Origin of the sequence: Alishewanella sp. WH16-1 (assembly GCF_001441695.1) — a bacterium.
In the GTDB taxonomy this organism is placed as follows: Bacteria; Pseudomonadota; Gammaproteobacteria; order Enterobacterales; family Alteromonadaceae; genus Alishewanella; species Alishewanella agri.
Genome location: NZ_LCWL01000024.1, coordinates 91,344 through 113,483, shown reverse-complemented (window position 1 = coordinate 113,483; position 22,140 = coordinate 91,344). Strand labels below are relative to the sequence as shown.

General features: G+C 51.5%; 19 protein-coding genes and 1 pseudogene. 7 read left to right on the top strand and 13 right to left on the bottom strand.

What is annotated here, in order from left to right:
* Positions 1 to 133: 133 nt before the first annotated feature.
* Complete coding sequence (locus tag AAY72_RS02995) at positions 134 to 1,264, bottom strand: alanine--glyoxylate aminotransferase family protein (RefSeq protein ID WP_057785553.1); 1,131 nt, start codon at positions 1,262 to 1,264, stop codon at positions 134 to 136.
* 205 nt (positions 1,265 to 1,469) lie between these two features.
* On the opposite strand from AAY72_RS02995, the gene AAY72_RS02990 reads away from it, so the two are divergent.
* Entirely contained in the window at positions 1,470 to 1,808 is a 339-nt protein-coding gene (locus AAY72_RS02990; protein WP_057785538.1) for a zinc ribbon domain-containing protein YjdM, read from the top strand.
* Between the two features lie 36 nt (positions 1,809 to 1,844).
* Here AAY72_RS02990 and AAY72_RS02985 read toward each other — a convergent pair whose 3' ends face one another.
* The 6 genes from AAY72_RS02985 to bioB all read right to left on the bottom strand — a co-directional run bounded on the left by AAY72_RS02985 (position 1,845) and on the right by bioB (position 7,658).
* Positions 1,845 to 2,837 carry an LLM class flavin-dependent oxidoreductase gene (locus AAY72_RS02985; protein WP_057785537.1) on the bottom strand — a complete coding sequence of 331 codons (993 nt, stop codon included), beginning with the start codon at positions 2,835 to 2,837 and terminating at the stop codon, positions 1,845 to 1,847.
* Between the two features lie 61 nt (positions 2,838 to 2,898).
* Entirely contained in the window at positions 2,899 to 3,759 is an 861-nt protein-coding gene (htpX, locus tag AAY72_RS02980) for a protease HtpX (protein WP_008608463.1), read from the bottom strand.
* A gap of 137 nt (positions 3,760 to 3,896) precedes the next feature.
* Positions 3,897 to 4,589 carry a dethiobiotin synthase gene (gene bioD / locus AAY72_RS02975; RefSeq protein ID WP_057785536.1) on the bottom strand — a complete coding sequence of 231 codons (693 nt, stop codon included), beginning with the start codon at positions 4,587 to 4,589 and terminating at the stop codon, positions 3,897 to 3,899.
* 2 nt (positions 4,590 to 4,591) lie between these two features.
* Positions 4,592 to 5,392 (bottom strand): methyltransferase domain-containing protein, encoded by an 801-nt coding sequence (locus tag AAY72_RS02970; protein ID WP_057785535.1) that lies wholly within the window; start codon positions 5,390 to 5,392, stop codon positions 4,592 to 4,594.
* Positions 5,392 to 6,597 carry an 8-amino-7-oxononanoate synthase gene (locus AAY72_RS02965; protein ID WP_057785534.1) on the bottom strand — a complete coding sequence of 402 codons (1,206 nt, stop codon included), beginning with the start codon at positions 6,595 to 6,597 and terminating at the stop codon, positions 5,392 to 5,394. Before AAY72_RS02965 ends, AAY72_RS02970 begins: the two co-directional genes overlap by 1 nt.
* A gap of 5 nt (positions 6,598 to 6,602) precedes the next feature.
* On the bottom strand, positions 6,603 to 7,658 hold the full coding sequence (gene bioB / locus AAY72_RS02960) for a biotin synthase BioB (protein WP_057785533.1): 1,056 nt from the start codon (positions 7,656 to 7,658) through the stop codon (positions 6,603 to 6,605).
* Positions 7,659 to 7,775: 117 nt separating this feature from the next.
* Here bioB and bioA point away from each other — a divergent pair, with 117 nt between their 5' ends.
* From bioA to asnS, 4 genes are all read left to right on the top strand, one after another.
* Complete coding sequence (gene bioA / locus AAY72_RS02955; RefSeq protein WP_057785532.1) at positions 7,776 to 9,050, top strand: adenosylmethionine--8-amino-7-oxononanoate transaminase; 1,275 nt, start codon at positions 7,776 to 7,778, stop codon at positions 9,048 to 9,050.
* A gap of 67 nt (positions 9,051 to 9,117) precedes the next feature.
* The gene (locus AAY72_RS02950) at positions 9,118 to 9,981 is read left to right on the top strand and encodes an MBL fold metallo-hydrolase (RefSeq protein ID WP_057785531.1); all 864 of its coding nucleotides are present in this window, start codon (positions 9,118 to 9,120) and stop codon (positions 9,979 to 9,981) included.
* Positions 9,981 to 10,481, top strand: a complete 501-nt coding sequence (locus AAY72_RS02945; protein ID WP_057785530.1) for a hypothetical protein — start codon at positions 9,981 to 9,983, stop codon at positions 10,479 to 10,481. The genes AAY72_RS02950 and AAY72_RS02945 overlap by 1 nt, the downstream gene beginning before the upstream one ends.
* 154 nt (positions 10,482 to 10,635) lie before the next feature.
* Positions 10,636 to 12,036 carry an asparagine--tRNA ligase gene (gene asnS, locus AAY72_RS02940; protein ID WP_057785529.1) on the top strand — a complete coding sequence of 467 codons (1,401 nt, stop codon included), beginning with the start codon at positions 10,636 to 10,638 and terminating at the stop codon, positions 12,034 to 12,036.
* 125 nt (positions 12,037 to 12,161) lie between these two features.
* Here the strand turns inward: asnS and AAY72_RS02935 are convergent, their stop codons facing one another.
* From AAY72_RS02935 to AAY72_RS02920, 4 genes are all read right to left on the bottom strand, one after another.
* Entirely contained in the window at positions 12,162 to 12,719 is a 558-nt protein-coding gene (locus AAY72_RS02935) for an NAD(P)H nitroreductase (protein WP_057785528.1), read from the bottom strand.
* A gap of 97 nt (positions 12,720 to 12,816) precedes the next feature.
* Positions 12,817 to 14,247, bottom strand: coding sequence for a glycogen synthase (locus tag AAY72_RS02930; protein WP_057785527.1), 1,431 nt, complete (start codon positions 14,245 to 14,247; stop codon positions 12,817 to 12,819).
* A gap of 34 nt (positions 14,248 to 14,281) precedes the next feature.
* Positions 14,282 to 15,532 carry a glucose-1-phosphate adenylyltransferase gene (glgC, locus tag AAY72_RS02925; protein WP_057785526.1) on the bottom strand — a complete coding sequence of 417 codons (1,251 nt, stop codon included), beginning with the start codon at positions 15,530 to 15,532 and terminating at the stop codon, positions 14,282 to 14,284.
* A gap of 279 nt (positions 15,533 to 15,811) precedes the next feature.
* Entirely contained in the window at positions 15,812 to 17,830 is a 2,019-nt protein-coding gene (locus AAY72_RS02920) for an NADPH-dependent 2,4-dienoyl-CoA reductase (RefSeq protein ID WP_057785525.1), read from the bottom strand.
* Between the two features lie 167 nt (positions 17,831 to 17,997).
* Between AAY72_RS02920 and sppA the strand changes: the two genes are divergently transcribed.
* Positions 17,998 to 19,878, top strand: a complete 1,881-nt coding sequence (gene sppA, locus AAY72_RS02915) for a signal peptide peptidase SppA (RefSeq protein ID WP_057785524.1) — start codon at positions 17,998 to 18,000, stop codon at positions 19,876 to 19,878.
* 60 nt (positions 19,879 to 19,938) lie between these two features.
* On the top strand, positions 19,939 to 20,952 hold the full coding sequence (gene ansA / locus AAY72_RS02910) for an asparaginase (protein WP_008983598.1): 1,014 nt from the start codon (positions 19,939 to 19,941) through the stop codon (positions 20,950 to 20,952).
* A 229-nt stretch (positions 20,953 to 21,181) separates the two neighbouring features.
* On the opposite strand, the pseudogene AAY72_RS16880 reads toward ansA, so the two are convergent.
* Both AAY72_RS16880 and AAY72_RS02900 read right to left on the bottom strand, forming a co-directional pair.
* Positions 21,182 to 21,367: pseudogene (locus AAY72_RS16880) on the bottom strand (type II toxin-antitoxin system RelE/ParE family toxin); the annotation flags it as partial.
* A gap of 104 nt (positions 21,368 to 21,471) precedes the next feature.
* Positions 21,472 to 21,753, bottom strand: coding sequence for a type II toxin-antitoxin system Phd/YefM family antitoxin (locus tag AAY72_RS02900; protein WP_057785523.1), 282 nt, complete (start codon positions 21,751 to 21,753; stop codon positions 21,472 to 21,474).
* Between the last annotated feature and the right edge of the window lie 387 nt (positions 21,754 to 22,140).

Sequence of the window (22,140 nt, the reverse complement as noted above, 5' to 3'; positions counted from 1 at the left end):
TATTGTTATTCTAATAGCCAGAAACTAACAGAATGCCGCTACCACGGGTAGTCACAGCTGCTCAAATGCCCGGAAAAAACGATAAAAAAAGCCAGCACTGAAACGCTGGCTTGTTGCTAACCATCAACCCGAACTAACGCAGAACTTCACTCAGTGCCTGTAAACACAGCGCCACATTTTCGCGCCGGGCGCCAAAGCCCATCAGGCCAATGCGCCAGGCTTTACCGGCCAGATCGCCAAGGCCAGCACCAATCTCCAGATTATAGTCATTAAGCAAGCGGCTGCGCACTGCGGCATCCTCCACGCCGACCGGGATATAAATGGCATTTAATTGCGGCAAACGGTATGGTTCAGCCACCACGAAGTCGATACCCAGTGATTGTAATCCCTGCTTTAACTGCTGATGCATTGCCTGATGTCTGGCCCAGGCTTGCTCCAGGCCTTCTTCGGCTAATAAACGCAGCGACTCATGCAGCGCATACAGCGTATTAACCGGCGCGGTATGGTGATAAGCCCGTTTAGCACCACCACTCCAATAGGACATTACAAGGCTTTGATCGAGGAACCAGCTTTGTACCGGCGTCTTACGTGCTTTGATTTTTGCCACTGCAGCCGGCGAAAAAGACACCGGTGATAAACCCGGTACGCAAGACAAACATTTCTGACTGCCGGAATAAATGGCATCAATACCCCAGTCATCCACGCGCAGCTCGACACCACCAAGTGAAGTGACGGCATCCACAATACTCAAACAACCATACTGCCTGGCCAACGCACAGAGCGTTTTGGCATCTGATAACGCCCCGGTTGAGGTTTCCGCATGCACAAAGGCCAGAAAGCGTGCATCCGGGTGCTGTTTCAACGCATCTTCAACCTTAGCCGGGTCGACCGGTTCGCCCCAGCTATGATCAACCGTCACGGCAATACCGCCGCAGCGCTCGACATTCTGCCGCATCCGCTCACCAAAGACGCCGTTACGACAAAGGATCACTTTCTCACCCGGTTCCACTAAGTTAACAAAACAGGCTTCCATCCCGGCTGAACCCGGTGCGGAAATCGCCAGCGTCATCTCATTACGGGTTTGAAACGCATATTGCAGCAGTTGTTTCAGTTCATCCATCATGCCGACAAACAGCGGATCCAAATGGCCGACGGTTGGTTTACTCTGCGCTGCCAGTACAGTCGGATACACATCAGAAGGCCCGGGGCCCATTAAAATACGCCGCGGTGGATTAAAAGCAGCGATAGTGGGTGCCGGAATCATCGCCAGGGTCATAGATAAGCTCTCCTCAACTTAGCCTGCAAAGTGCGAGACAAACAAAGCGAAACGGCAGCATAACAAATTATCCGCGCCGCGGCGGTCTCAGCGCGGCATTTAGCTGAATAGCGAAGATAAAGCGCCTAAATACTGACAGGACAAGCCTGAGACTATCAACTATAATGCGCGGTTTTCCAAGTTGGAGTCTTGTATGCAAACCTTACCCGCCTGTCCCAATTGTCAGGCTGAATACACCTATCAGGATGGCGAGCTGTTACTTTGTCCGGCTTGTGGCCATCAATGGTCTGCGACAGAGAGTGCCGCCAGTGAGCAAGGCTTACAGATCCGCGATAGCGCCGGCAACTTGCTGCAGGACGGCGATACCGTTACAGTAATTAAAGATCTAAAAGTCAAAGGCTCTTCAGCAGTAGTTAAAATTGGCACTAAGGTGAAGAATATCCGGCTGGTATCAGGTGATCATGATATCGACTGCAAAATTGATGGTTTTGGCGCCATGAGTTTGAAGTCGGAGTTTGTGCGTAAGGTGTGATGAGATACCGCACCTGCAAGGGTGCGGTTATTCCGGTTACTGTTTTAGCATTGCGGCAATTTCAAAGCTACGCTTACGGTCTGCAAAGTGATAAAAATCACAGGTAAATATTAGCTCATCGGCCCCGGTTTGCTGCAAGATGCGCTCTAAACCCGTTTTAACCTGGTCTGGCCCGCCAATAACTGCCATCGCTAAAAACTCCTCTACTGCTCGTTGCTCATGGGGTTGCCATAAACCATTCATCGAGGCGACAGGAGGTTTCATTTGCAATGATTGTCCGCGAAACAAGGCAAGGATCCGTTGATAAGCCGTGGTTGCCAGATAATGTGCCTGCTCATCGGTGTCTGCAGCAAACAAAGGAACGCCAATCATCACATAGGGCTTGGCCAGCACCGCAGAGGGTCTGAAATTATCGCGATACAACTGAATGGCTTGTTGCAGAAAACGTGGCGCAAAATGAGACGCGAAAGCATAAGGTAAGCCACGATAAGCCGCCAACTGAGCACTAAACAAACTGGAACCAAGCAACCAGATAGGTACCTGAGTATCCATGCCAGGCACAGCAATGACTCTTTGGCCTGGCTGCCTTGGCCCCAAATAGTGTTGTAGCTCAGCGACATCTTCCGGGAAGTCGTCAGCACTACCATCACGGCTCCGTCGCAAGGCGGCCGCCGTATACTGATCTGCTCCGGGCGCCCGGCCAAGTCCCAGCTCGATACGATTCGGATATAAGGTAGCCAGGGTACCGAACTGCTCGGCCACCACCAGAGGCGCGTGATTCGGCAACATAATTCCACCGGATCCAAGCTTAATTCGTTGCGTGTTGGCCGCCAGATAACCTAACAGCACTGCCGTTGCCGAGCTGGCAACACCATCCATATTATGGTGCTCTGCAACCCAGAATCGATTGAAATTGAGCGCTTCCGCATGCTGAGCTAAAGCCAAGGCATGATGCAATGCCTCAGAAACATCACCGTTATCTCTTATTGGAGCCAGTTCAAGAATAGAAAATGGGGTTTGCTGTAACATGTTGGCACCTCTGCAGAAAAACAAACACCCCAACAAGCGGGGTGTTTGTCAGAGCGAAAAATTAGAACTGACGGCTGTTTTGCAACGCAGCAATGCGTTTTTCCAGCGGTGGATGGCTTAAGAACAGTTCTGATTTGGCTTTCTTACCGGAAATACCAAAGGCCATCATACTGCCTTCCAGGCGGCTTTCATGGTTATACTTTAACCGCTCCAGCGCTTTAATCATCTTACCGGCACCGGCTAAACGAGCGGCACCGGCATCAGCCCGGTATTCTCGCTGCCGCGAGAACCACATCACAATGATGCTGGCCAGAATACCAAATACCATTTCCAGTACGATAACGATGGCAAAATACGCCAACTGACCCATTTGCTGGTTGTTGTTACGAATAACACCGGCAATTAAACGCGCTAAGAAAATCACAAAGGTATTCACCACGCCCTGGATCAGCGTCAGCGTCACCATATCGCCATTGGCAATGTGAGACACCTCATGTGCCAACACCGCTTCGACTTCATCTTCGCTCATATTGCGCAGCAGGCCGGTCGACACCGCGACCAGCGCGTTATTGCGGTTAGCCCCGGTAGCAAAGGCATTCATTTCTGGCGAGTCATAGACCGCCACTTCCGGCATACCAATGCCTGCCGCTTTCGCTTGCTTGGCCACGGTATTCATCAGCCAGTGCTCAGTGGCATTGCGCGGCTGAGTGATCACCACAGCGCCGGTAGAGCGCTTAGCCATCCACTTAGACATCAGTAACGAGATAAAGGAGCCACCAAAGCCAAAAATCGCGGCAAACACCAGTAAGCCGCCGATACTGCTATGGTCTATTCCCAGAAAGCTGAACACGATATTTAATACAATGCTCAGAACTAAAATCACCGCTAAGTTAGTTGCCAGAAATAACAACACCCGTTTCATCGATACATCCCCTTAAGATTTACTGCACCTGTATATATGGGCATAGACCCTGAATTCAATTTCTGGTTGCCGTTTTACGGCAAAAAATATGAAAAGTCAGGTAAAACGTGTAAGTAAACATAAGCACTCACAACGGCCTAAGTCAGTTGTTGTTCTAAGGCTGCCGCTAACTGAAGCGCGATTTCCGGCTTAGCGACAGCGGCATAAGGCACAGTAGCCAGCAACGGCGCCTGAATACGCTGCGTTAAGTCCGCAATATTTTGTGCCAGGTACAGCATATCCGGGCTGATAATATTGGCGACCCAACCAAGGATTTTGGCGCCACTGCGCTCTAATTCCCGCACCGTAAGCATGGCATGATTTAAACAGCCCAGCTTAATGCCTACCACTAACACCACCGGCAACTGCTGCTCTAACACCCAATCTGCCAGATAACGCTTTTCCGATAAGGGTAATAACCAACCACCGGCACCCTCGATTAAAATGCGCTGTGCCTGAGTTTGCTGTAACTGCTGCAAATGTGCAGTCAGTTGTGGCTCATCCAGCCTGATACCGGCGGCCGCGGCCACCAGATGCGGTGCGGCTGGTTCGGCTAAACACACCGGATTATGCTGCGCATAAGGTAACGCGATACCAGAATGCTGCTGTAGCAGTAACGCGTCACTATTTTGCAGACTGCCATCCGCCGCCTGCTCTGCACCCGCCGCCAGCGGTTTCGCACCCAGCGCCGCAATGCCCAAAGCAGCATAGCCTTGTAACAATAAGGCACTGACATAGGTCTTACCGGCATCGGTATCAGTGCCGGTAACAAAAAAACAGTGTTGACTCATCATTAATCCCTGCATGGCTTGCTAAGCTGTAACACCGCAACCTGATAGCTGGCCGTTAAACCTGTGGCACTGGCATTGGGATAAGCCGCCGCAACCTGTTGCCAGTAACCCTTGCCGGTTAACCCCTGCCGCCCACGATGGGCAATATAACTGGCACCCAATTGTTTTAGCTCTTTTGCCAGCGCAAAGATATCCGGGTAGTTAAGGTCAAGCTGATAGCTGTGCACTTGCCAGCTCGCGCCTGAGGTCTCTGCGGCGGTGCTGAGTGCATTGAGGGGTAAAAAATGTTGCACATGCTGGTGCTGATCCACGGCGGCGAAGGCAGTCTGCAACTCGCTAAGGGTGCCGGCAACTAAAGTCGTGACCACAGCCCGGCCCCCTGGCGTCAGTACCCGGCTAATTTCGCGCAGAACCTGAGCTGGCTCAGGGCACCACTGCAGCATTAAACTGGAAAATACGGTATTGATACTGGCATCAGCCAGTGGGATCGCCGCCGCATCGGCTAACAGATAATGCGCCGCCTGCCCCTGAGCCTTGGCAGCCGCCAGCATGCCGGCACTAAAATCCAGCGCAGTCAGCGTTTCGGTATGCGGTGCTAACTCCGGATGCAGCCAACCCGGGCCGCACCCCAAATCGAGCGTCTTGCCCAGTGTTGTGCCTGTAAACGAACCGGCAGCCGTTAAATCGGCCAGCGCCTGATAGGCCACCTGACGCTGTAAACGGGCCGCGTGCTGATAACTGGCCGCGGCTTTACCAAAACAGGCGGCGATGGCGCCCTGAGAAGCGTGCATTACAGCTTGCATTAAAAGTACTGCCTTAAGGTATTGATTAAAAACCGGATATCGTCCGGCTGATGACTGGTGCTAATCGTTATGCGTAACCTGGCACTGTTAGGTGGTACCGTCGGTGGCCGGATCGCGGTCAGCCAAACCCCCTGTTGTTGCAAGGCCTGGCTCAGTGCCAAAGCACGACTGGCTTCGCCTAATAGCAGCAGCTGAATGGCACTGTGCTGGCTGCGATCCAGCCAGCTTGTTGTCGCCTCTTCTGCATGCAGCAGCGGTAAACCGGCCTCTGCTGCCAGTTGTCGGAACAAGCGGATATTGTCCTGTAGCAGGTCACGTCGCCACTGCTCAGTGCGAACTAAGCGGATGGCACAGTGCACCGCCGCGCAAAGTGCCGGTGGCAGCGCTGTGCTGTAAATATAATGTTTGGCAAACTGTTCCAGATATTCGATAACGGTGCTGTTCGCTGCCAGAAAAGCACCGCTGGCACCCAGGGCTTTGCCAAAATTCGCCATGGTGCAGAACAGTTCGCAGTTTGCCACCCCCTGAGCCGCCGCAGTACCGCGCCCCTCAGGCCCCAGTACGCCTATACCATGCGCATCATCCAGTAGCAGCGCGGCCTGATGCTGCTGACACAGCTTCAGCATAGCCGGCAAATCCGGACTATCACCATCCATACTAAACACACCTTCAGTCACCACCAACTGATGCCTGGCGCTGACGGTTTTTTGTAACAGCTTTTCTAAGGAAGCCAACTCATTATGCGCAAAACGCCGCAGTGGCTGCTTGGCCTGTGAGGGATGCTGCTGCGCGGCGCTAATCAGGGAGGCATGACAAAGCTTGTCGAGCAGCAGCTGATCATCGGCACTGGCCAGACACTCCAGCATACTTTGGTTCGCGGCAAAACCCGAGCTAAACAGCAAGACCCGCTCGACACCAAGCCAGTCACAAAGCTCAGCACTTAATGCCTGATGCGCGGCATGAAAACCTGTTACCAAAGGCGAGCCGGTACTGCCCACCCCATATTGGTTGACCGCATCACACAGCGCTTGCTGGACTTTGGGCTCGCTGGCCAACCCCAGATAGTCATTACCGGAAAAATTCAGATACTGCCGGCCATTGACATGCAATAACCGGCCACAGACGGCGCCAAGTGCCCTGGTGCTACGCCTGAGCGCCTTAGCCTCGCGCTCGGCAAGTGCCTGTTGCATGGCGGCAAGCTGCATGGCGCTTAGCCTGCAGCATGATATAGCGGCGGATTTTGCTGCTCTTTAATGGCATCGGCCAGTGCCAGCGCATGGGCTTCATCCGACACATCCTGGCGCTTTTCCGGCACTATGCCGAGCTTGGTAAATAATTGCATATCCGCATCCGCCGCCGGGTTTTCGGTGGTCAGCAGTTTGTCACCGTAGAAAATGGAGTTGGCGCCGGCGAAAAAGCACAGCGCCTGCATCTGTTCATTCATCCGGCTGCGACCGGCTGATAAACGAACATGACTGTGCGGCAACATAATACGGGCCACGGCGATGGTACGGATAAACTCAAAACCGTCCAGATCGGCGACATTCTCCAGCGGTGTGCCTTCTACCTTGACCAGCATATTAATTGGCACACTCTCCGGATGCAGCGGCAGATTGGCGATTTGCATCAGTAACGCCGAGCGGTCATTGGCACTTTCGCCCATACCGACAATGCCACCACAACAGACTTTCATGCCGGCATCGCGTACATGGCTCAGCGTATCCAGTCGATCCTGATAGCTGCGGGTGGTAATAATTTCACCATAAAACTCCGGCGAGGTATCCAGGTTATGGTTGTAGTAATCCAGGCCTGCTGCGGCCAGTGAATGCGCCTGCTCCGGCTCCAGCTTACCCAGTGTCATACAGGTTTCCAGGCCCATGGCTTTTACACCACGCACCATCTCAATTAAATACGGCATATCACGCTGCTTAGGATTACTCCAGGCGGCGCCCATACAAAAGCGACTGGCGCCCTTGTCTTTCGCGGCTGCGGCCTGGCGCAGCACCTTTTCTACCTCTAACAACCGCTCACGTTCAAGGCCGGTATTGTAATGACCACTTTGCGGGCAATATTTACAATCTTCGGCACAGGCACCGGTTTTAATCGACAGCAAGGTGCTAACCTGCACCTCATTGGCATTAAAATGTGCCCGGTGCACCGACTGTGCCTGAAACAATAGATCGTTAAAGGGTAAGGCGAACAGCGCGTTAACCTCGGCTAAAGTCCAGTTATGGCGGGGAGTAACCTGAAAAGATGTGGCCTGCATGGGGATCCCTGTTATCAGCGTAGCAGCATTGAGCCGCAATGGTTTTTCCGCTAGTCTAGCGACCAACCCCGGCTTGTCAACGCAGACCAGCCACCAAAGTTTACTACTGGTTATTTTATGAGCGCAGATCTGGATTTTGATCGCCAGCATATCTGGCACCCCTATACGTCGATGTTAACGCCACTACCGGTTTATCCGATAGTGCGGGCCGATGGCTGCGAACTGGAGCTGGAAGACGGCCGTAAACTGATTGACGGTACCGCTTCCTGGTGGTCAGCCGTGCATGGTTATAATCACCCACGGCTGAATCAGGCTATCAGCAGCCAACTTAGCCAGATGGCGCATGTCATGTTTGGCGGCATTACCCATCAGCCGGCGGTGGCACTCTGTCAGCAGCTGCTTAAGATGGTACCGGCCAATCTCAGCAAGGTTTTCCTGGCCGACAGCGGCTCTATTGCGGTGGAAGTGGCGCTGAAAATGGCGCTGCAATACTGGCAAGGTGTGGGTCAAACCCAAAAGACCCGGCTGGTGAGTCTGCGCAAAGGCTACCATGGGGATACCTTTGCGGCGATGGCGGTCTGCGATCCGCATGACAGTATGCATACTATGTTTAGTAAGTTACTGCCACAGCATGATTTCCTGCCGGCACCACAGAGCGCGTTTGCCGGCCCTTTTGACGATAACGATCTGACGCCGCTACGTGATCTGCTGCGCCAGTCTGCCAATGACATCGCCGCTATTATTCTGGAGCCGATCGTTCAGGGCTATGGCGGGATGCGCTTTTATCATCCGAATTATTTACGCGGTGTACGCGGGCTCTGTGACCAGTATCAGGTGCTGCTGATTGCCGATGAAATTGCTACCGGCTTTGGTCGCAGCGGTAAGCTGTTTGCCTGTGAGCATGCGGCAATCACCCCTGATATTATGTGTTTGGGTAAGGCGTTAAGTGGTGGCTATCTGACGCTGGCAGCCACGCTGTGTAGCGCTGAAATTGCCCGCGGTATCAGTTTAAGTGCGGCCGGCGGTTTAATGCATGGCCCGACCTTTATGGCCAATCCGCTGGCCTGTGCGGTAGCACTGGAGAGTATCCGCATCATTGCCGAGGGGCACTGGCAGCAGCAGGTGGCGGCGATTGAACAACAGCTTAGCGCGGAGTTAGCCCCCTGTGCTAATCTTGCGACAGTAAAACAAGTGCGCGTGCTGGGCGCCATTGGCGTGCTGGAAATGCGGCAAAAAGTGGATGTGGCGAAATTACAGGCACAGTTTGTCGAGCGCGGTGTCTGGGTCCGGCCCTTTAATAACCTGATCTATATTATGCCGCCCTTTACTATTAGCAGTGCACAGCTAAGCCGTCTCTGTTGGTCGATGTACGAGGTCGCCTCGTCGTGCTAGAGTAAACCAGATAACTGAACAGGCCGTAGTTTTTGTGCCTAATCACAATAAATTATTGGAGCCCATAATGAAAATAACCAAACCTCTTAGCCTCTTAACCGGCGCCGCGCTGTTACTGTGTAGCAGCGTCGCCTTAGCCAACCGTTTTGCCGATGTGCAGGTTAACGCTACCCCGCTGAAAGACAGCGTTTATATGCTGACCGGCGCTGGCGGCAATATGGCCGCAGTCGCAACCAGCGATGGCGTCTTACTGATTGATAGTCAATACGCCGAGCTGGCGGATAAAATTCGCGCTACGTTAAAAACCTTAAGCCCGGCTGAGCTCACTACGCTGATTAATACCCATATGCATGGTGATCATGTTGGCGGCAATGCAGCACTGGCAGCTAATGCCAATATTATCGCCCATGCCAATGTGAAAACCCGGCTGATGGCTGACAACAATTTCGACCGTGCGGGCCTACCAAAAACCACCATCAGTGAGAAAACTACCATTAATCATCATGGCGTTGAAATGGTACTGGAGCCGATGCCGGCCAGCCATACTGATGGTGATTTACTGATTTGGTTCCCGAAACAAAACATTGTGCATATGGGCGATTTAATGTTCCAGGGCCGCTTTCCGTTCGTCGACACCAATAACGGCGGTAATGTGCAGCAATATATTGAAAATACCCGCTATGTCATTAGCAAAATTGATGAGCAAACGCAGGTGATTCCGGGCCATGGTGAGCTGACTAATAAAGCCGGCCTACAAAAAGAGCTGGCGATGCTGGAGCAAACCCTGGCGCTGGTGACTGCTGCTAAACAGCAAGGCGTCTCTGAAGCCGAACTGATTGCCAAGGGCCTTGGCGACGAGTTCAAAGCCTGGCACTGGAACTTTATTACCGAAGAGCGCTGGATAAAAACCCTGTATCAGGCAGTGAATTAATGTTAAAGCGCCTGTGTCTGCTGCTAGGTTTGGTGAGCCTCGCGTTACCAGCCCAAGAGTTGCCCGGACAACCGGTGCAGTACCTGCTGTCTGAAATCAGTAGTAGCGCAGCACAGCAACTGGCATTGGCCGATGGCTCGCTGTGGCGGTTAACCGCCACACGGGCGTTAAGCCGGGGTAGCCCGATCCTGATTAGCGGCCGTAACCTTAAAACCGGCGCCGAGGCGCATAGCGGCGGTTTTAGTTTCCGGCTCAGTTACGATAGTGGTTCCCTGCAGCCACAAAGCGGCACAAAGCTAAAACTTATCGCCATGCAACAAGATGGCAAACGACTACTGTTATCTGAGCAACTACAAGCTCTGGTTTATGACGCCGACCGCATGCAAAGCCGGCACTTTCAGGGCAACAGCGAGGTCATTGTCAGCCAGGATGGCCAACGGCTGATTTATCTGCCCAGTCTGCAACAAATTCGCATCCGGGTATTAGCCACTTCGCCCTAACCCTGCCCTAATCCGGCCTTAAGCCGTTAACTGTTTAGCATCGGCGTGATTTTTTACTTGTATTCAGCAAGGCGCCAAGTATCATTACTGCTTTGACTAAATCAGGCCTCAACCACGACTGAAGCCCTCAGATCTACCCTGTGGAGTTGTTTGCATGACGCATGCTGTTATTAAAGATGTTCTGGCCGGTCGCTATGCGATTGGCGATAAAATCACTGTAAAAGGTTGGATCCGCACCCGCCGTGACTCCAAAGCCGGTATTTCATTTCTGGCCGTGCATGACGGCAGCTGCTTTGACGCCGTGCAAGCCGTAACTCCGGCCAGCCTGAATAATTATGAAACTGAAGTGAAGCGTTTGACGACCTCTTGCTCGGTGATCGTTTCAGGCGTTATCGCCCGCTCTGAGGGCCAGGGCCAGGCCTATGAAATTCAGGCTGACGCCGTCGAGGTGATTGGCTGGGTAGAAAACCCGGATACTTACCCAATGGCGCCAAAACGCCACAGCATGGAATATCTGCGCGAACAGGCGCACCTGCGGCCACGCACCAATATTATGGGCGCGGTCACCCGGGTACGGCATTGTCTGGCCCAAGCCATCCATCGCTTTTTCCATGAGCAGGGTTATTACTGGATCAGTACGCCAATTATTACCGGTTCGGATACTGAAGGGGCCGGTGAGATGTTCCGCGTCAGTACGCTGGATATTCATAACCTGCCACGTAACGATCAGGGTAAAGTCGATTTTAGCCAGGATTTCTTTGGTAAAGAGACGTTTTTAACGGTATCAGGTCAGCTGAACGGTGAAGCCTATGCCTGTGCGCTGTCAAAGATCTATACCTTTGGCCCAACCTTCCGTGCTGAGAATTCGAACACCAGCCGTCACCTGGCTGAGTTCTGGATGATTGAACCGGAAGTCGCCTTTGCCGAACTAAAAGATATCGCCCAACTGGCCGAAGATATGCTGAAGTACGTGTTTAAAGCGGTATTGACCGAGCGCGCCGACGATTTAGCCTTCTTTGCCGAGCGGATTGATGCTGATGCGATCAACCGGCTGGAGAAGGTGGTGAACTCCAGCTTTGTGCGGATGGACTACACCGATGCCATCGAAATTCTGAAAACCTGCGGTAAGAAATTCGAGTACCCGGTAGAATGGGGCGTTGACCTGCAGTCTGAACACGAGCGCTATCTGGCCGAAGAGCATATTGGTGCGCCAATCATTATGCAAAACTACCCGAAAGACATTAAAGCCTTTTATATGCGTTTAAATGAAGACGGTAAAACCGTGGCAGCGATGGACGTCCTGGCACCGGGGATCGGTGAGATTATCGGTGGTAGTCAGCGTGAAGAGCGCCTCGAGATGCTGGATAAGCGCATGGACGAGATGGGTCTGAACAAAGAAGATTACGGCTGGTATCGCGATTTACGCCGCTACGGCACAGTACCACACGCCGGCTTTGGTTTGGGCTTTGAGCGTTTAGTGTCTTATGTTACCGGTGTCGGTAACGTGCGCGATGTAATTGCTTTCCCACGGACACCGGGTAATGCCGAGTTCTAATTGTTGAATGTTGAATAGAACATTCTGATAAGACAGAAAAAACCCGCAATAATTTGCGGGTTTTTTCTGCTTAAAGTGTTGGGATAACGTCAGACTTCACAGTATTTATCAGCCCGACCAACTGATTAAAACGCAGAGAAAAAGTTATCCGCATCCAAGGGTGTGCGATTAGGTGCCTCGCCATTTGGCGTGCCGAGATATAAAAAGCCAACAATTTCATCATCTGCTGCCAGCTCAAACGCCTGCTTAACATAATCATACTGAGTGTAAGCGCCGGTGCGCCAAATACCACCATAACCTAAGGCAAAGGCCATTTGCTGCATTGCCATCACTGCACAGGCGGTGGACTGTACCTGCTCCGCTGCGGGGACCTTCGGATGGTCGGTAATCTTCGCAATACAGACAATCACCATCGGTGCCCGCAGTGGCAACTGCCGTGCCCGCTCCTGTAATTCCAGCGAAATGGTAGGATCTTCTTCAATCGCCGCTTCGGCAAAAATATCGCCTAAGCGAACCAGCGCCTCCCGCCCTTGCACTACGACAAAACGCCATGGTCGTAAGGCACCATGATCCGGTACCTGCACCGCGGCACGTTTAATCAGTGCCATAGCTTCAGCTGAGGGAGCCGGCTCGGTTAGGCGCGGCGAAGAATAACGGCTGGTCAGAAGAGTTAATGCATCCATAAACTTACCTGTAAATAGCGAGTGCTGTTGCTGCGCAGGCTATCAAAAAAAACCGTCCGACTCACGGCAATTTTGCAGCACGCTGCGCAAGTGGCGATTAAGTCCGCGAAAACTGCTCGGTCAACGCCTGTTGGTAAAGCTGAATATAACTTTGCACCGAGCTTTGCCAGCTAAAGTTCTGTTGCATACCGCGTAATTGCACCGCCCGATAGGCTGGCTGTTGCAGATAAAGTTGCTCGGCTTGCTGTAACGCCGACAACAAAGCGGCGATACTGACGTCACTAAAACCAATGCCCGTTGCGGCCTGGTCTGGCCAAGGTATCACGGTATCCCGCAAACCGCCGGTTAACCGTACCACAGGCACAGCACCATATTTCAGACTATACAGCTGATTTAAGCCACAGGGTTCGAATAACGATGGCATTAAAAAGAAGTCACCGGCCGCTTCGGTCTGGTGTGCCAGAGCCTCATCAAAGCCCTCAAAAAAGCGGAACTGCGCCGGGAAATCTTCCTGCAACTGATAGAGTTGCCGGCAATAATGTTGCTCACCACTGCCAACAATAAACACCTGCACCTTACTTAGCGCCAAAAACTGGCGCAATGCCGGGATCAGATAGTCATAGCCTTTCTGACCGGTGATCCGGCTTACCGCTACCATTAACGGCACGTCGGCCGCCGGTAAATGAAACCGGGCTTTTAGCTGTTGTTTACAGGCTACTTTGCCGCTCAGATCGGTGCTATCGAAATTTTTAATTAAGGTTAAATCGGTGGCCGGATCCCACTGCTGATAATCGCAGCCATTCAGAATACCGACAAAATCAGCTTGCCGCTGCTGATATAAGCGGGCCAAACCATTGGCCGCCGGCTCCGATAACAACTCGTCACGATAGCCCTGGCTGACGGTATTGACCTTAGCCGCATAGCGAATGCCCTGCTCCAGCATATTCAGAAAGTGATCCTGCTGCTGCGCCAGTTCCAGCTTACCAAACCACTCTGCGCCGGCCGTTAACTGATAGGCACCATTGTGGATAGTAAAGACAAAGGGGACTCTGCCAAGTACCGGATCCTGCGCATAATGCTGTTTTAAATAGGCCGCTGTTACTGCGGTTTGCCAGTCATGGCCATGGATCAGGTCAACATCCGGCAAATACTGGCGGCACCATTCCAGCGCTGCTTTACAGAAAAACCCAAAGCGTAGCGGATTGTCGGCATAACCCTGATCACCATCATCATAGGGCCTCTCACGATGAAAAAAGTCATGATGCTCCAGCAGGCGGATATCCACCCCACCCTGGCTGGCTTGTGCCAACTGTCGTACCGCACAGCCCAGTGGCCGACCGCCTAAATGAAAATAAACCGAGTGCCATTCACCGGTTGGCCGGCTGTAAAGATTGGTATATTGCGGCAATAACACGGTAACCTGATGGCCGGCATCAACCAATCCCTGCGCTATGCCGCGACAAGCATCGGCAAGGCCACCGGTTTTGATCAGCCCTTCATATTCACTACACAACAACAAAATTCGCACCAGGCAGATCCTTTTCTAGCTTAAAGCAGCAACCTTAGTTGCTGCTCACGTCGTTATCAAAACCCACTTTCGCACCTTTGGGGATCACTACCACACCACCTGGCGAGATATGAAAGCGCTTGCGATCCGCTTCAATATCTTCGCCAATCACCGTGCCTGGGGCTATCTTAACATCTTTATCGATAATGGCACGGCGGATCCGACAGCCACGGCCGATATCGTTATTGCCCATTAGCACACATTTCTCGATATAGCTGTGGCTATGCACATGGACGTTATAGCCCAGTATCGACTGATAAACGATAGAACCACTAACAATACAGCCGGCAGCAACCATTGAACTGATTGCCTGCCCGGTACGGTTAGCTTGGTCATGGACAAATTTCGCCGGTGGCATCGGTGGTGTATAACTACGTAGCGGCCAGTAACGGTTATAGACATCAAAAGGCGGGTCAATAGAAATCAAATCCATATTGGCTTCATAGTACGAGTCCAGTGTACCCACGTCGCGCCAGTAACCTGAGCTGGACTCGGATTCACCGCGAATTTTATTGGTGGAAAAGTCGTAGACGAACACCTCGCCGGTTGGCACCAGCTCAGGAATAATATTATGGCCAAAGTCATGTTTCGAGTCTGCCTTCTTGGCATCCTCGTTTAACACCCTAACCAGGCAATTCGCTTCAAAAATATAATTCCCCATCGACGCCAGCACCATATCCGGCCGGCCGGGGATGGTTTTAGGATTTTCTTTTGGTTTTTCCTGAAAGCCAATCATCCGCCCTTCGTGGTCAACCTCAATAATGCCGAATTCATGTGCCTGATCAATGGGCACCGGGATGGCCGCGACCGTAAGTTTGGCGGCTTTATTGCGATGAAAGTCCAGCATTTGCCGCACATCCATTTTATAAATATGGTCGCCACCGAACACACAAATATGCTCCGGATCCAGGCCTTCAATCAGGTGTAGATTTTGATAGATGGCATCGGCCGTACCCAGATACCAGTGCTTACCGGTTTGCATTTGCGCCGGGATAGGATCAATAAAGCGGTTAGTAATACCACCAAGTCGCCAGGCCCGGCTTAGGTGTTTCATCAAGGAATGCGATTTAAATTGGGTAATAACAAAGATTTGTAATAAATCAGAGTTCACAAAGTTGTTCAGTACAAAATCGATAATGCGGTAGTTACCACCAAAGGGTACTGCAGGTTTGGCCCTTACTGCGGTTAATGGTGCCAAGCGCGTACCTTCGCCGCCTGCCAGAATCATGGTTAATACACCTGACATATTTTCTCCCCTAGCGCTGTACTTTGGTACGACGCTTTGCCTGTGATGTGATGCGTCCTATATTAACCCCGGGGTTTATATTGTTTTACGGGGATGTCGTTGGCTATGCAATAGCAATACCAAGGCTTTCGATTGTTATACACAGCCCTGTTAACTAACGGTGAGGTATCAGTCAACGTTTTAAAGATAGCAGGTAATGGTGCCTAAACATAGGGCAAAGAAATGACAAAAATATGACCAACTGCACCAGCATGGTGCAGCTGCCATCGAGAATACGCTTTAAATTTGTGCAGCTAACTCAGCGCCTTGGCGGATCGCGCGTTTGGCATCCAATTCTGCCGCGACATCCGCACCACCAATTAAATGCACTTTCTGCCCCCGCTCAACTAAGCCTTGCTGTAACGCCCGCAGTGGCTCCTGACCGGCGCAGATCACCACATTATCGACCGCCAGGCAGCGTTCTTCGTTATTAATGCTGATCCAAAGCCCGGCATCGTCTACTTTCAGATAGTTAACGCCGGATAGCATCTCCACCCCTTTTTTCTGCAGCGAAGCCCGATGCGCCCAGCCTGAGGTTTTGCCCAAACCCGAGCCGACCTTGCTGGTTTTACGCTGCAATAAAAAGATTTTGCGCTTAGCAGGCTCTGCTGGCTCCGCCTTAAGTAAGGCTCCGCGCGCCTGATAGGCCTTATCCACACCCCATTCTTTTAACCAGGCATCGGGTTGTAGCGTCAGTGAGTGCTCTTCAGTCAGGTATTCGGCAACATCAAAACCGATACCGCCGGCACCGATAATGGCCACATGTTTACCCACTGCTTTGTGGTCACGCAGTACATCGAGATAGCTCAGCACTTTCGGATGATCCTGGCCCGGCAAGCCAATATCCCGCGGCACTATGCCGCTGGCCAGAATAATCTCATCAAAACCACCGCTGCTTAATGACTCGACGGTTTGTTCAGCATTTAAATGCAGCTTAATCGCATGCAGCTCCAGCATCCGGCCGTAATAACGCAGGGTTTCATGGAACTCTTCTTTTCCCGGAATTTGCTTGGCGTAGTTAAACTGGCCACCGATTTGATGCGATTTATCAAATAAATGCACCTCATGGCCGCGCTGCGCGGCATAGACACTAAACGCCAAACCGGCTGGGCCGGCACCGACGACGGCCAGTTTTTTGCGCTGCGTTGCCGGCACAAAATTCAGCTCGGTTTCATAGCAAGCGCGCGGATTGACCAGACAACTGGCGCGTTTTTGCTGGAAAATATGGTCCAGACAAGCCTGGTTGCAGGCAATACAGGTATTGATTAAATCGGCCTGATCGGCAGCAGCCTTATTCACAAAGTCGGCATCAGCTAAAAATGGTCGCGCCATACAGACTAAATCAGCCTGACCATTGGCCAGGATATCTTCCGCTACCTGCGGATCATTAATCCGGTTAGTGGCAATTACCGGCACTGATAACTCCTTACGCACCCGCTCGGTGATCCAGCTAAAGGCAGCGCGCGGTACCCGGGTGGTAATGGTCGGGATCCGTGCCTCATGCCAACCGATACCGGTGTTAATCATACTGGCGCCGGCTTTGGCCACACCTTTACCTAAGGCCACGACTTCCTCAAAGGTATTACCGTCTTCGACTAAGTCGAGCATCGATAAGCGATAAATGATAATAAAGTCCTGGCCACAGGCTTCGCGCACCGCACGCACGGTTTCCAGCGCAAAGCGGCTACGGTTATCAAAACTACCACCCCACTCGTCGGTACGCTGGTTGGTGCGCTGACATAAAAACTGGTTAATCAGATAGCCTTCAGAGCCCATAATTTCTACGCCATCGTAACCGGCTTTCTTCGCCAGTTTGGCCGCATTGGCAAAGTCTTTAATCGTAGCGCGGACCTGACGACCCGACATAGCTGAGGGTTTAAAGGGAGTAATAGGTGATTTAATCTTACTTGGCGCAACGTTAAACGGATGATAACCATAACGGCCGGCATGTAATAACTGCAAACAAATTTTCGCACCATGCTGGTGCACGGCGGCAGTCACTTCTTTATGTTTGCCAACCTGCCACCAAAAACTCAGCTGGCTGCCAAAGGGCACCAGGTTGCCGCGAAAGTTCGGGCTGATGCCCCCGGTAATAATCAGGCCAACGCCGCCTTTGGCGCGCTCGGCATAAAAGGCTGCTAATTTATGAAAGCCGTTTTTTTCTTCTTCGAGGCCAGTATGCATCGACCCCATAATGACTCTGTTGCGTAATGTTGTGAAACCGAGATCGAGCGGTTGTAATAATTGTTGATAAGCCACATAAACCTCTCTGGTCGTACCTGTCGTAAAAGCCAGACTCTAGCGACTTTGCCGCCGTTTCGCAAGCGCTAAACATTTTCTTACAAATTCGGTTTCGCCTTTATTCGAAAAGCCGTTAGCATTAGCCTTGTGTAATTGCATTTTAATACGGGACATAGGACAACCTCATGGCTGAAAAAAAGAAAGGTTTAATCCGGCGCTTCTTTGGCGCGATCTGGGCGGTCTATAAAGGCTTTCGCTCTACAGTACTGAATATTATTTTTATTCTGTTCGTTATTCTGATTGGCAGCGCCATCTTTAGTGGCGGTGACAAGGTAGAAGTCGCGAAAACGTCAGCACTTTATCTGAACTTGCGCGGTGACTTAGTTGAAGAGAAACGCTTTGTTGATCCCTTCGCCGCCATTATGAATGAAAGCCTGGGCGGTCAGGAAGAAACGCCTGAGGTATTAGTCCGCGACGTGGTGGCGGTAATCAACCATGCTGCCAAAGATAACCGTATTCAAGCCATGGTGATGGATCTGTCCGGTTTAGGCGGCGCCTCACTGGATAAAATGCTGGCGGTAGGTAAAGCCATCGAGAACTTTAAAGAGAGCGGCAAAAAAGTGTTTGCCTATGGCGCTTTCTTTGCGCAGAACCAGTATTTCCTGGCCAGCTATGCCGATCAAATCAGCCTGGAGCCAATGGGCGCAGTGATTTTAGAAGGTTACGGCAGCTACCCGATGTTTTATAAGAGCGCGTTAGAGAAGCTGAAGGTCAATACCCATGTATTCCGGGTCGGCACTTATAAATCAGCGGTGGAGCCCTTTACCCGTGACGATATGTCACCCGAGGCGAAAGAAGCTAATATCGCCTGGTTAAATGAGCTGTGGTTGCAGTATAAAGAGCAGGTTGCCGGCCGTCGTGGCTTTGCCCTGGATAACTTTGATGAAACCTTCGCCAGTCTGTATGCCAAAGTCGCAGCCGCTGAAGGCGACTTAAGTAAGTATGCCCTGGACAACAAACTGGTGGATAGCATCCAAACCCGCGAAGAATTCCGCCGCAGCCTGATTGCGGTAGTAGGTAAAAATGACAAAAACACCTACAACCATGTCACCTTTGGCGACTACAGCAAGCTGGTGTTACCGGCGAAGCAATTCGATAACCCGATGACCGAAAAAGTCGCCGTTGTCGTGGCGCGCGGTATGATTATCGATGGCACGGCTAAAGCCGGTACCATTGGTGGTGATTCTACTGCTGCGCTGCTGCGTCGCGCCCGTCATGACGATAAAGTAAAAGCCGTGGTACTGCGCATCGACAGTGGTGGCGGTAGTGCTTTCGCCTCGGAAGTGATCGGTCAGGAAATCACCTTATTACGTGAAGCTGGCAAGCCTGTTATCGCTTCTATGGGTGCCGTTGCGGCCTCTGGTGGTTACTGGATCGCTGCTCCAGCCAATGAAATTTGGGCTGCACCAACCACCATTACGGGTTCTATCGGCATCTTCGGTTTAATGCATACGCTGGAAGATGCAATGAAAACCCTGGGCCTGAATGTCGATGGCGTCGGTACCACTGAACTGGCTGGCGTTTCGGCAGGCTTACCGCTGTTTAAAGGCTTAACCGATCCGATGAAAGACTTAATGCAGTTAATGATCGAACGTGGCTATACCGAGTTCCTGACCATGGTCGGTAAAAACCGCAATATGAGCATTGAAGCAGTAGATAAAGTCGCCCAGGGTCGCGTTTGGACCGGCCGCATGGCACAGGAATTTGGTTTAGTGGACAAGCTAGGTACCTTTGATGACGCCGTGGCACGCGCCGCTGAGATGGCTGGCTTAAGCCAGTACGATGTAAAAGTGATTCAGCAGGAGCTAAGCCCCACTGAGCAACTGTTCGTGGATATGTTTGGTGCAGCGCAAGCCAAAGGCTGGGTACCAAGCTTCGGTCAGTCGATGCAAAACCGTGCGCTGCGTCAGTTAAGCCAGCAGGTGCAACAAGACTTTGTGTTAATGAACCAGTTTAACGATCCAAATGGTATCTACTCTTACTGTCTGAGCTGTCAGATCCACTGACAGCCCCGCCAATAACGATTACAATGCCCGGCAATGACCGGGCATTTTTTTAAGGTTCACATGCAGAGAAAACGTATCTATGTCGCTTATACCGGCGGTACCATCGGTATGCAGCAATCCACCCGCGGCTTTATTCCGGTTCCGGGCTTTTTAACCGACACGGTAAAACGGATGCCGGAGTTTTACCGGCCGGAAATGCCCGAGTTCGATATTCACGAATATCATCCGGTGATTGACTCGTCCGATATGACACCCGCCCACTGGCTGGCGATCGCCAAGGATATCCAGTCGAACTACCAACAGTATGATGGCTTTGTGGTACTGCATGGCACCGATACCATGGCTTATACCGCCTCAGCGCTGTCTTTTATGCTGGAAAATCTGCAAAAACCGGTAATTATCACCGGCTCGCAAATTCCGTTGGCGCAGTTACGTTCGGACGGCCAGGTTAATCTGCTGAATGCCCTCTATCTGGCAGCGAATTATCCGATTGCCGAAGTCGCCTTGTTCTTTAACAACCAGTTATTCCGCGGCAATCGCGCCACCAAAGCCGATGCTGATGGCTTTAATGCCTTTGCCTCACCTAACTTTCCACCGCTGCTGGAAGCGGGTATCCATATCAAATTACAGGCTGGTAAACTGAGTAATCCGCATCAGCCATTGCCACTGCAGGTCGCGGATATTACGCCGCAGCCGATCAGTGTGGTGACACTCTATCCCGGCATTACCACCGACGTGATCAGCAATATGCTGGCCGCCCCGGTACGGGCGCTGATTATTAAATCTTTTGGGGTCGGTAATGCGCCACAGCGCCCTGAGTTATTACAGGTACTGGAAGATGCCACCGCACGCGGTCAGGTGTTAGTTAACTGCACTCAATGCTTTAAAGGTAAGGTGAATATGGATGGCTACGCCACCGGCAACGCCCTGCACCGCGTTGGCGTCATCAGCGGTTTTGATATGACGCTGGAAGCCAGCCTGACCAAGCTGCATTACTTATTAAGCAAACCGCTTAGCAGCGAACAAATCCGCAGCCAGATGCAGCAAGATCTGCGCGGTGAACTAACCCTGTAAGCGGAAAAACTGCAAAAGCTGCCCCGCTCTAAGACTCTGCTCCACGACTCCGGTACGCTCGTCGTACCGGAGTCGCAACCTGCGATATCAAACCAAGCAGCTACCTAAGCGCTACACCAAACCTCGACTCCGGTATGCTTGCGTACCGGAGTCGCAACATGCGATACCAAAAAAGAATCCCAAAGTTAAGTGCCGGTGCCCGACTCGACTATGGTTGCCGTAACAGCACTCAACTTAAAACGTCATGCTCTGTCAGCAACTGGCGACAGTTTCTTACCGTTAGAACGCGTATCTCATGACTCACACTATAAATTATGCGGTAATGACCAAAAATAATTTCTCGGTAGTTGGTGTGAGGCAATTCTGGAACGATTCGCCCAATTTCCGGCGTTGATCCAAGTAAATCCGTTTTGTTAAAAACTTCATTTACTCATTTTTCAGCCGCTGACGGATTATCCAAAGCAATAAATTCTGCCGCATCACCCAATTTTTGTAATGCTAAAGGTGACCACAGTACTTTCATCTATTAAGGCGTTCCAATATTTGGGAACGAGCATCTTTATTTGATACACCTAAGCCTGCAACTAACTGAGCTTCTGCGATACGCATTTCTTCAAGTAACTCAATTTTCTCTTGCATTGCTTCATATTCTGCAACGTCAAGAACAACTGCTACACCTTTACCACGCAGTGTAATAACCAATGGACGGCGAGTCTCATTGATTTGCTTAATAAATGACGCTACGCCAGCCCGAAATTCAGATAAGGGCTGAATATCTTTATCAAGGTGGATACGGCTCATATTTGACTCTTTACAGTACGCTTAGATGTACAAATAGTAATGCAGTTAGCTTTTGTGAGCAAGGAATAACACTCATCACGATATCGTAGGTTGCGACTCGGGCTATTATTAATGATGATTATATACCTTTTGAGCGTAAACCTACCCCGCTCTACGACTCCGGTATGCTTGCGTACCGGAGTCGGTCCTGCGATAGTGGGTTAGAAACCTTGGGTGTGATATGTGGTCAATCCTGGTGCGAAGAAATGCAGCTTTGTGCCAATAGCCGACATCACATACTTTTGATGGCGAAACTGGTTGTAGAAGTTATACAAACAATCATTTATTGAAATGACAATTACTTAGGGTCCCCCCCTAAAGTCGCTTAGCATGTGGAACAATCAGAAC

What these genes read in the sequence shown, in the direction of transcription:
- AAY72_RS02995 (WP_057785553.1), bottom strand. Translation starts at nt 1,264, where the DNA reads ATGATTCCGGCACCCACTATCGCTGCTTTTAATCCACCGCGGCGTATT.
- AAY72_RS02990 (WP_057785538.1), top strand. Translation starts at nt 1,470, where the DNA reads ATGCAAACCTTACCCGCCTGTCCCAATTGTCAGGCTGAATACACCTAT.
- AAY72_RS02985 (WP_057785537.1), bottom strand. Translation starts at nt 2,837, where the DNA reads ATGTTACAGCAAACCCCATTTTCTATTCTTGAACTGGCTCCAATAAGA.
- htpX (WP_008608463.1), bottom strand. Translation starts at nt 3,759, where the DNA reads ATGAAACGGGTGTTGTTATTTCTGGCAACTAACTTAGCGGTGATTTTA.
- bioD (WP_057785536.1), bottom strand. Translation starts at nt 4,589, where the DNA reads ATGAGTCAACACTGTTTTTTTGTTACCGGCACTGATACCGATGCCGGT.
- AAY72_RS02970 (WP_057785535.1), bottom strand. Translation starts at nt 5,392, where the DNA reads ATGCAAGCTGTAATGCACGCTTCTCAGGGCGCCATCGCCGCCTGTTTT.
- AAY72_RS02965 (WP_057785534.1), bottom strand. Translation starts at nt 6,597, where the DNA reads ATGCAGCTTGCCGCCATGCAACAGGCACTTGCCGAGCGCGAGGCTAAG.
- bioB (WP_057785533.1), bottom strand. Translation starts at nt 7,658, where the DNA reads ATGCAGGCCACATCTTTTCAGGTTACTCCCCGCCATAACTGGACTTTA.
- bioA (WP_057785532.1), top strand. Translation starts at nt 7,776, where the DNA reads ATGAGCGCAGATCTGGATTTTGATCGCCAGCATATCTGGCACCCCTAT.
- AAY72_RS02950 (WP_057785531.1), top strand. Translation starts at nt 9,118, where the DNA reads ATGAAAATAACCAAACCTCTTAGCCTCTTAACCGGCGCCGCGCTGTTA.
- AAY72_RS02945 (WP_057785530.1), top strand. Translation starts at nt 9,981, where the DNA reads ATGTTAAAGCGCCTGTGTCTGCTGCTAGGTTTGGTGAGCCTCGCGTTA.
- asnS (WP_057785529.1), top strand. Translation starts at nt 10,636, where the DNA reads ATGACGCATGCTGTTATTAAAGATGTTCTGGCCGGTCGCTATGCGATT.
- AAY72_RS02935 (WP_057785528.1), bottom strand. Translation starts at nt 12,719, where the DNA reads ATGGATGCATTAACTCTTCTGACCAGCCGTTATTCTTCGCCGCGCCTA.
- glgC (WP_057785526.1), bottom strand. Translation starts at nt 15,532, where the DNA reads ATGTCAGGTGTATTAACCATGATTCTGGCAGGCGGCGAAGGTACGCGC.
- sppA (WP_057785524.1), top strand. Translation starts at nt 17,998, where the DNA reads ATGGCTGAAAAAAAGAAAGGTTTAATCCGGCGCTTCTTTGGCGCGATC.
- ansA (WP_008983598.1), top strand. Translation starts at nt 19,939, where the DNA reads ATGCAGAGAAAACGTATCTATGTCGCTTATACCGGCGGTACCATCGGT.
- AAY72_RS02900 (WP_057785523.1), bottom strand. Translation starts at nt 21,753, where the DNA reads ATGAGCCGTATCCACCTTGATAAAGATATTCAGCCCTTATCTGAATTT.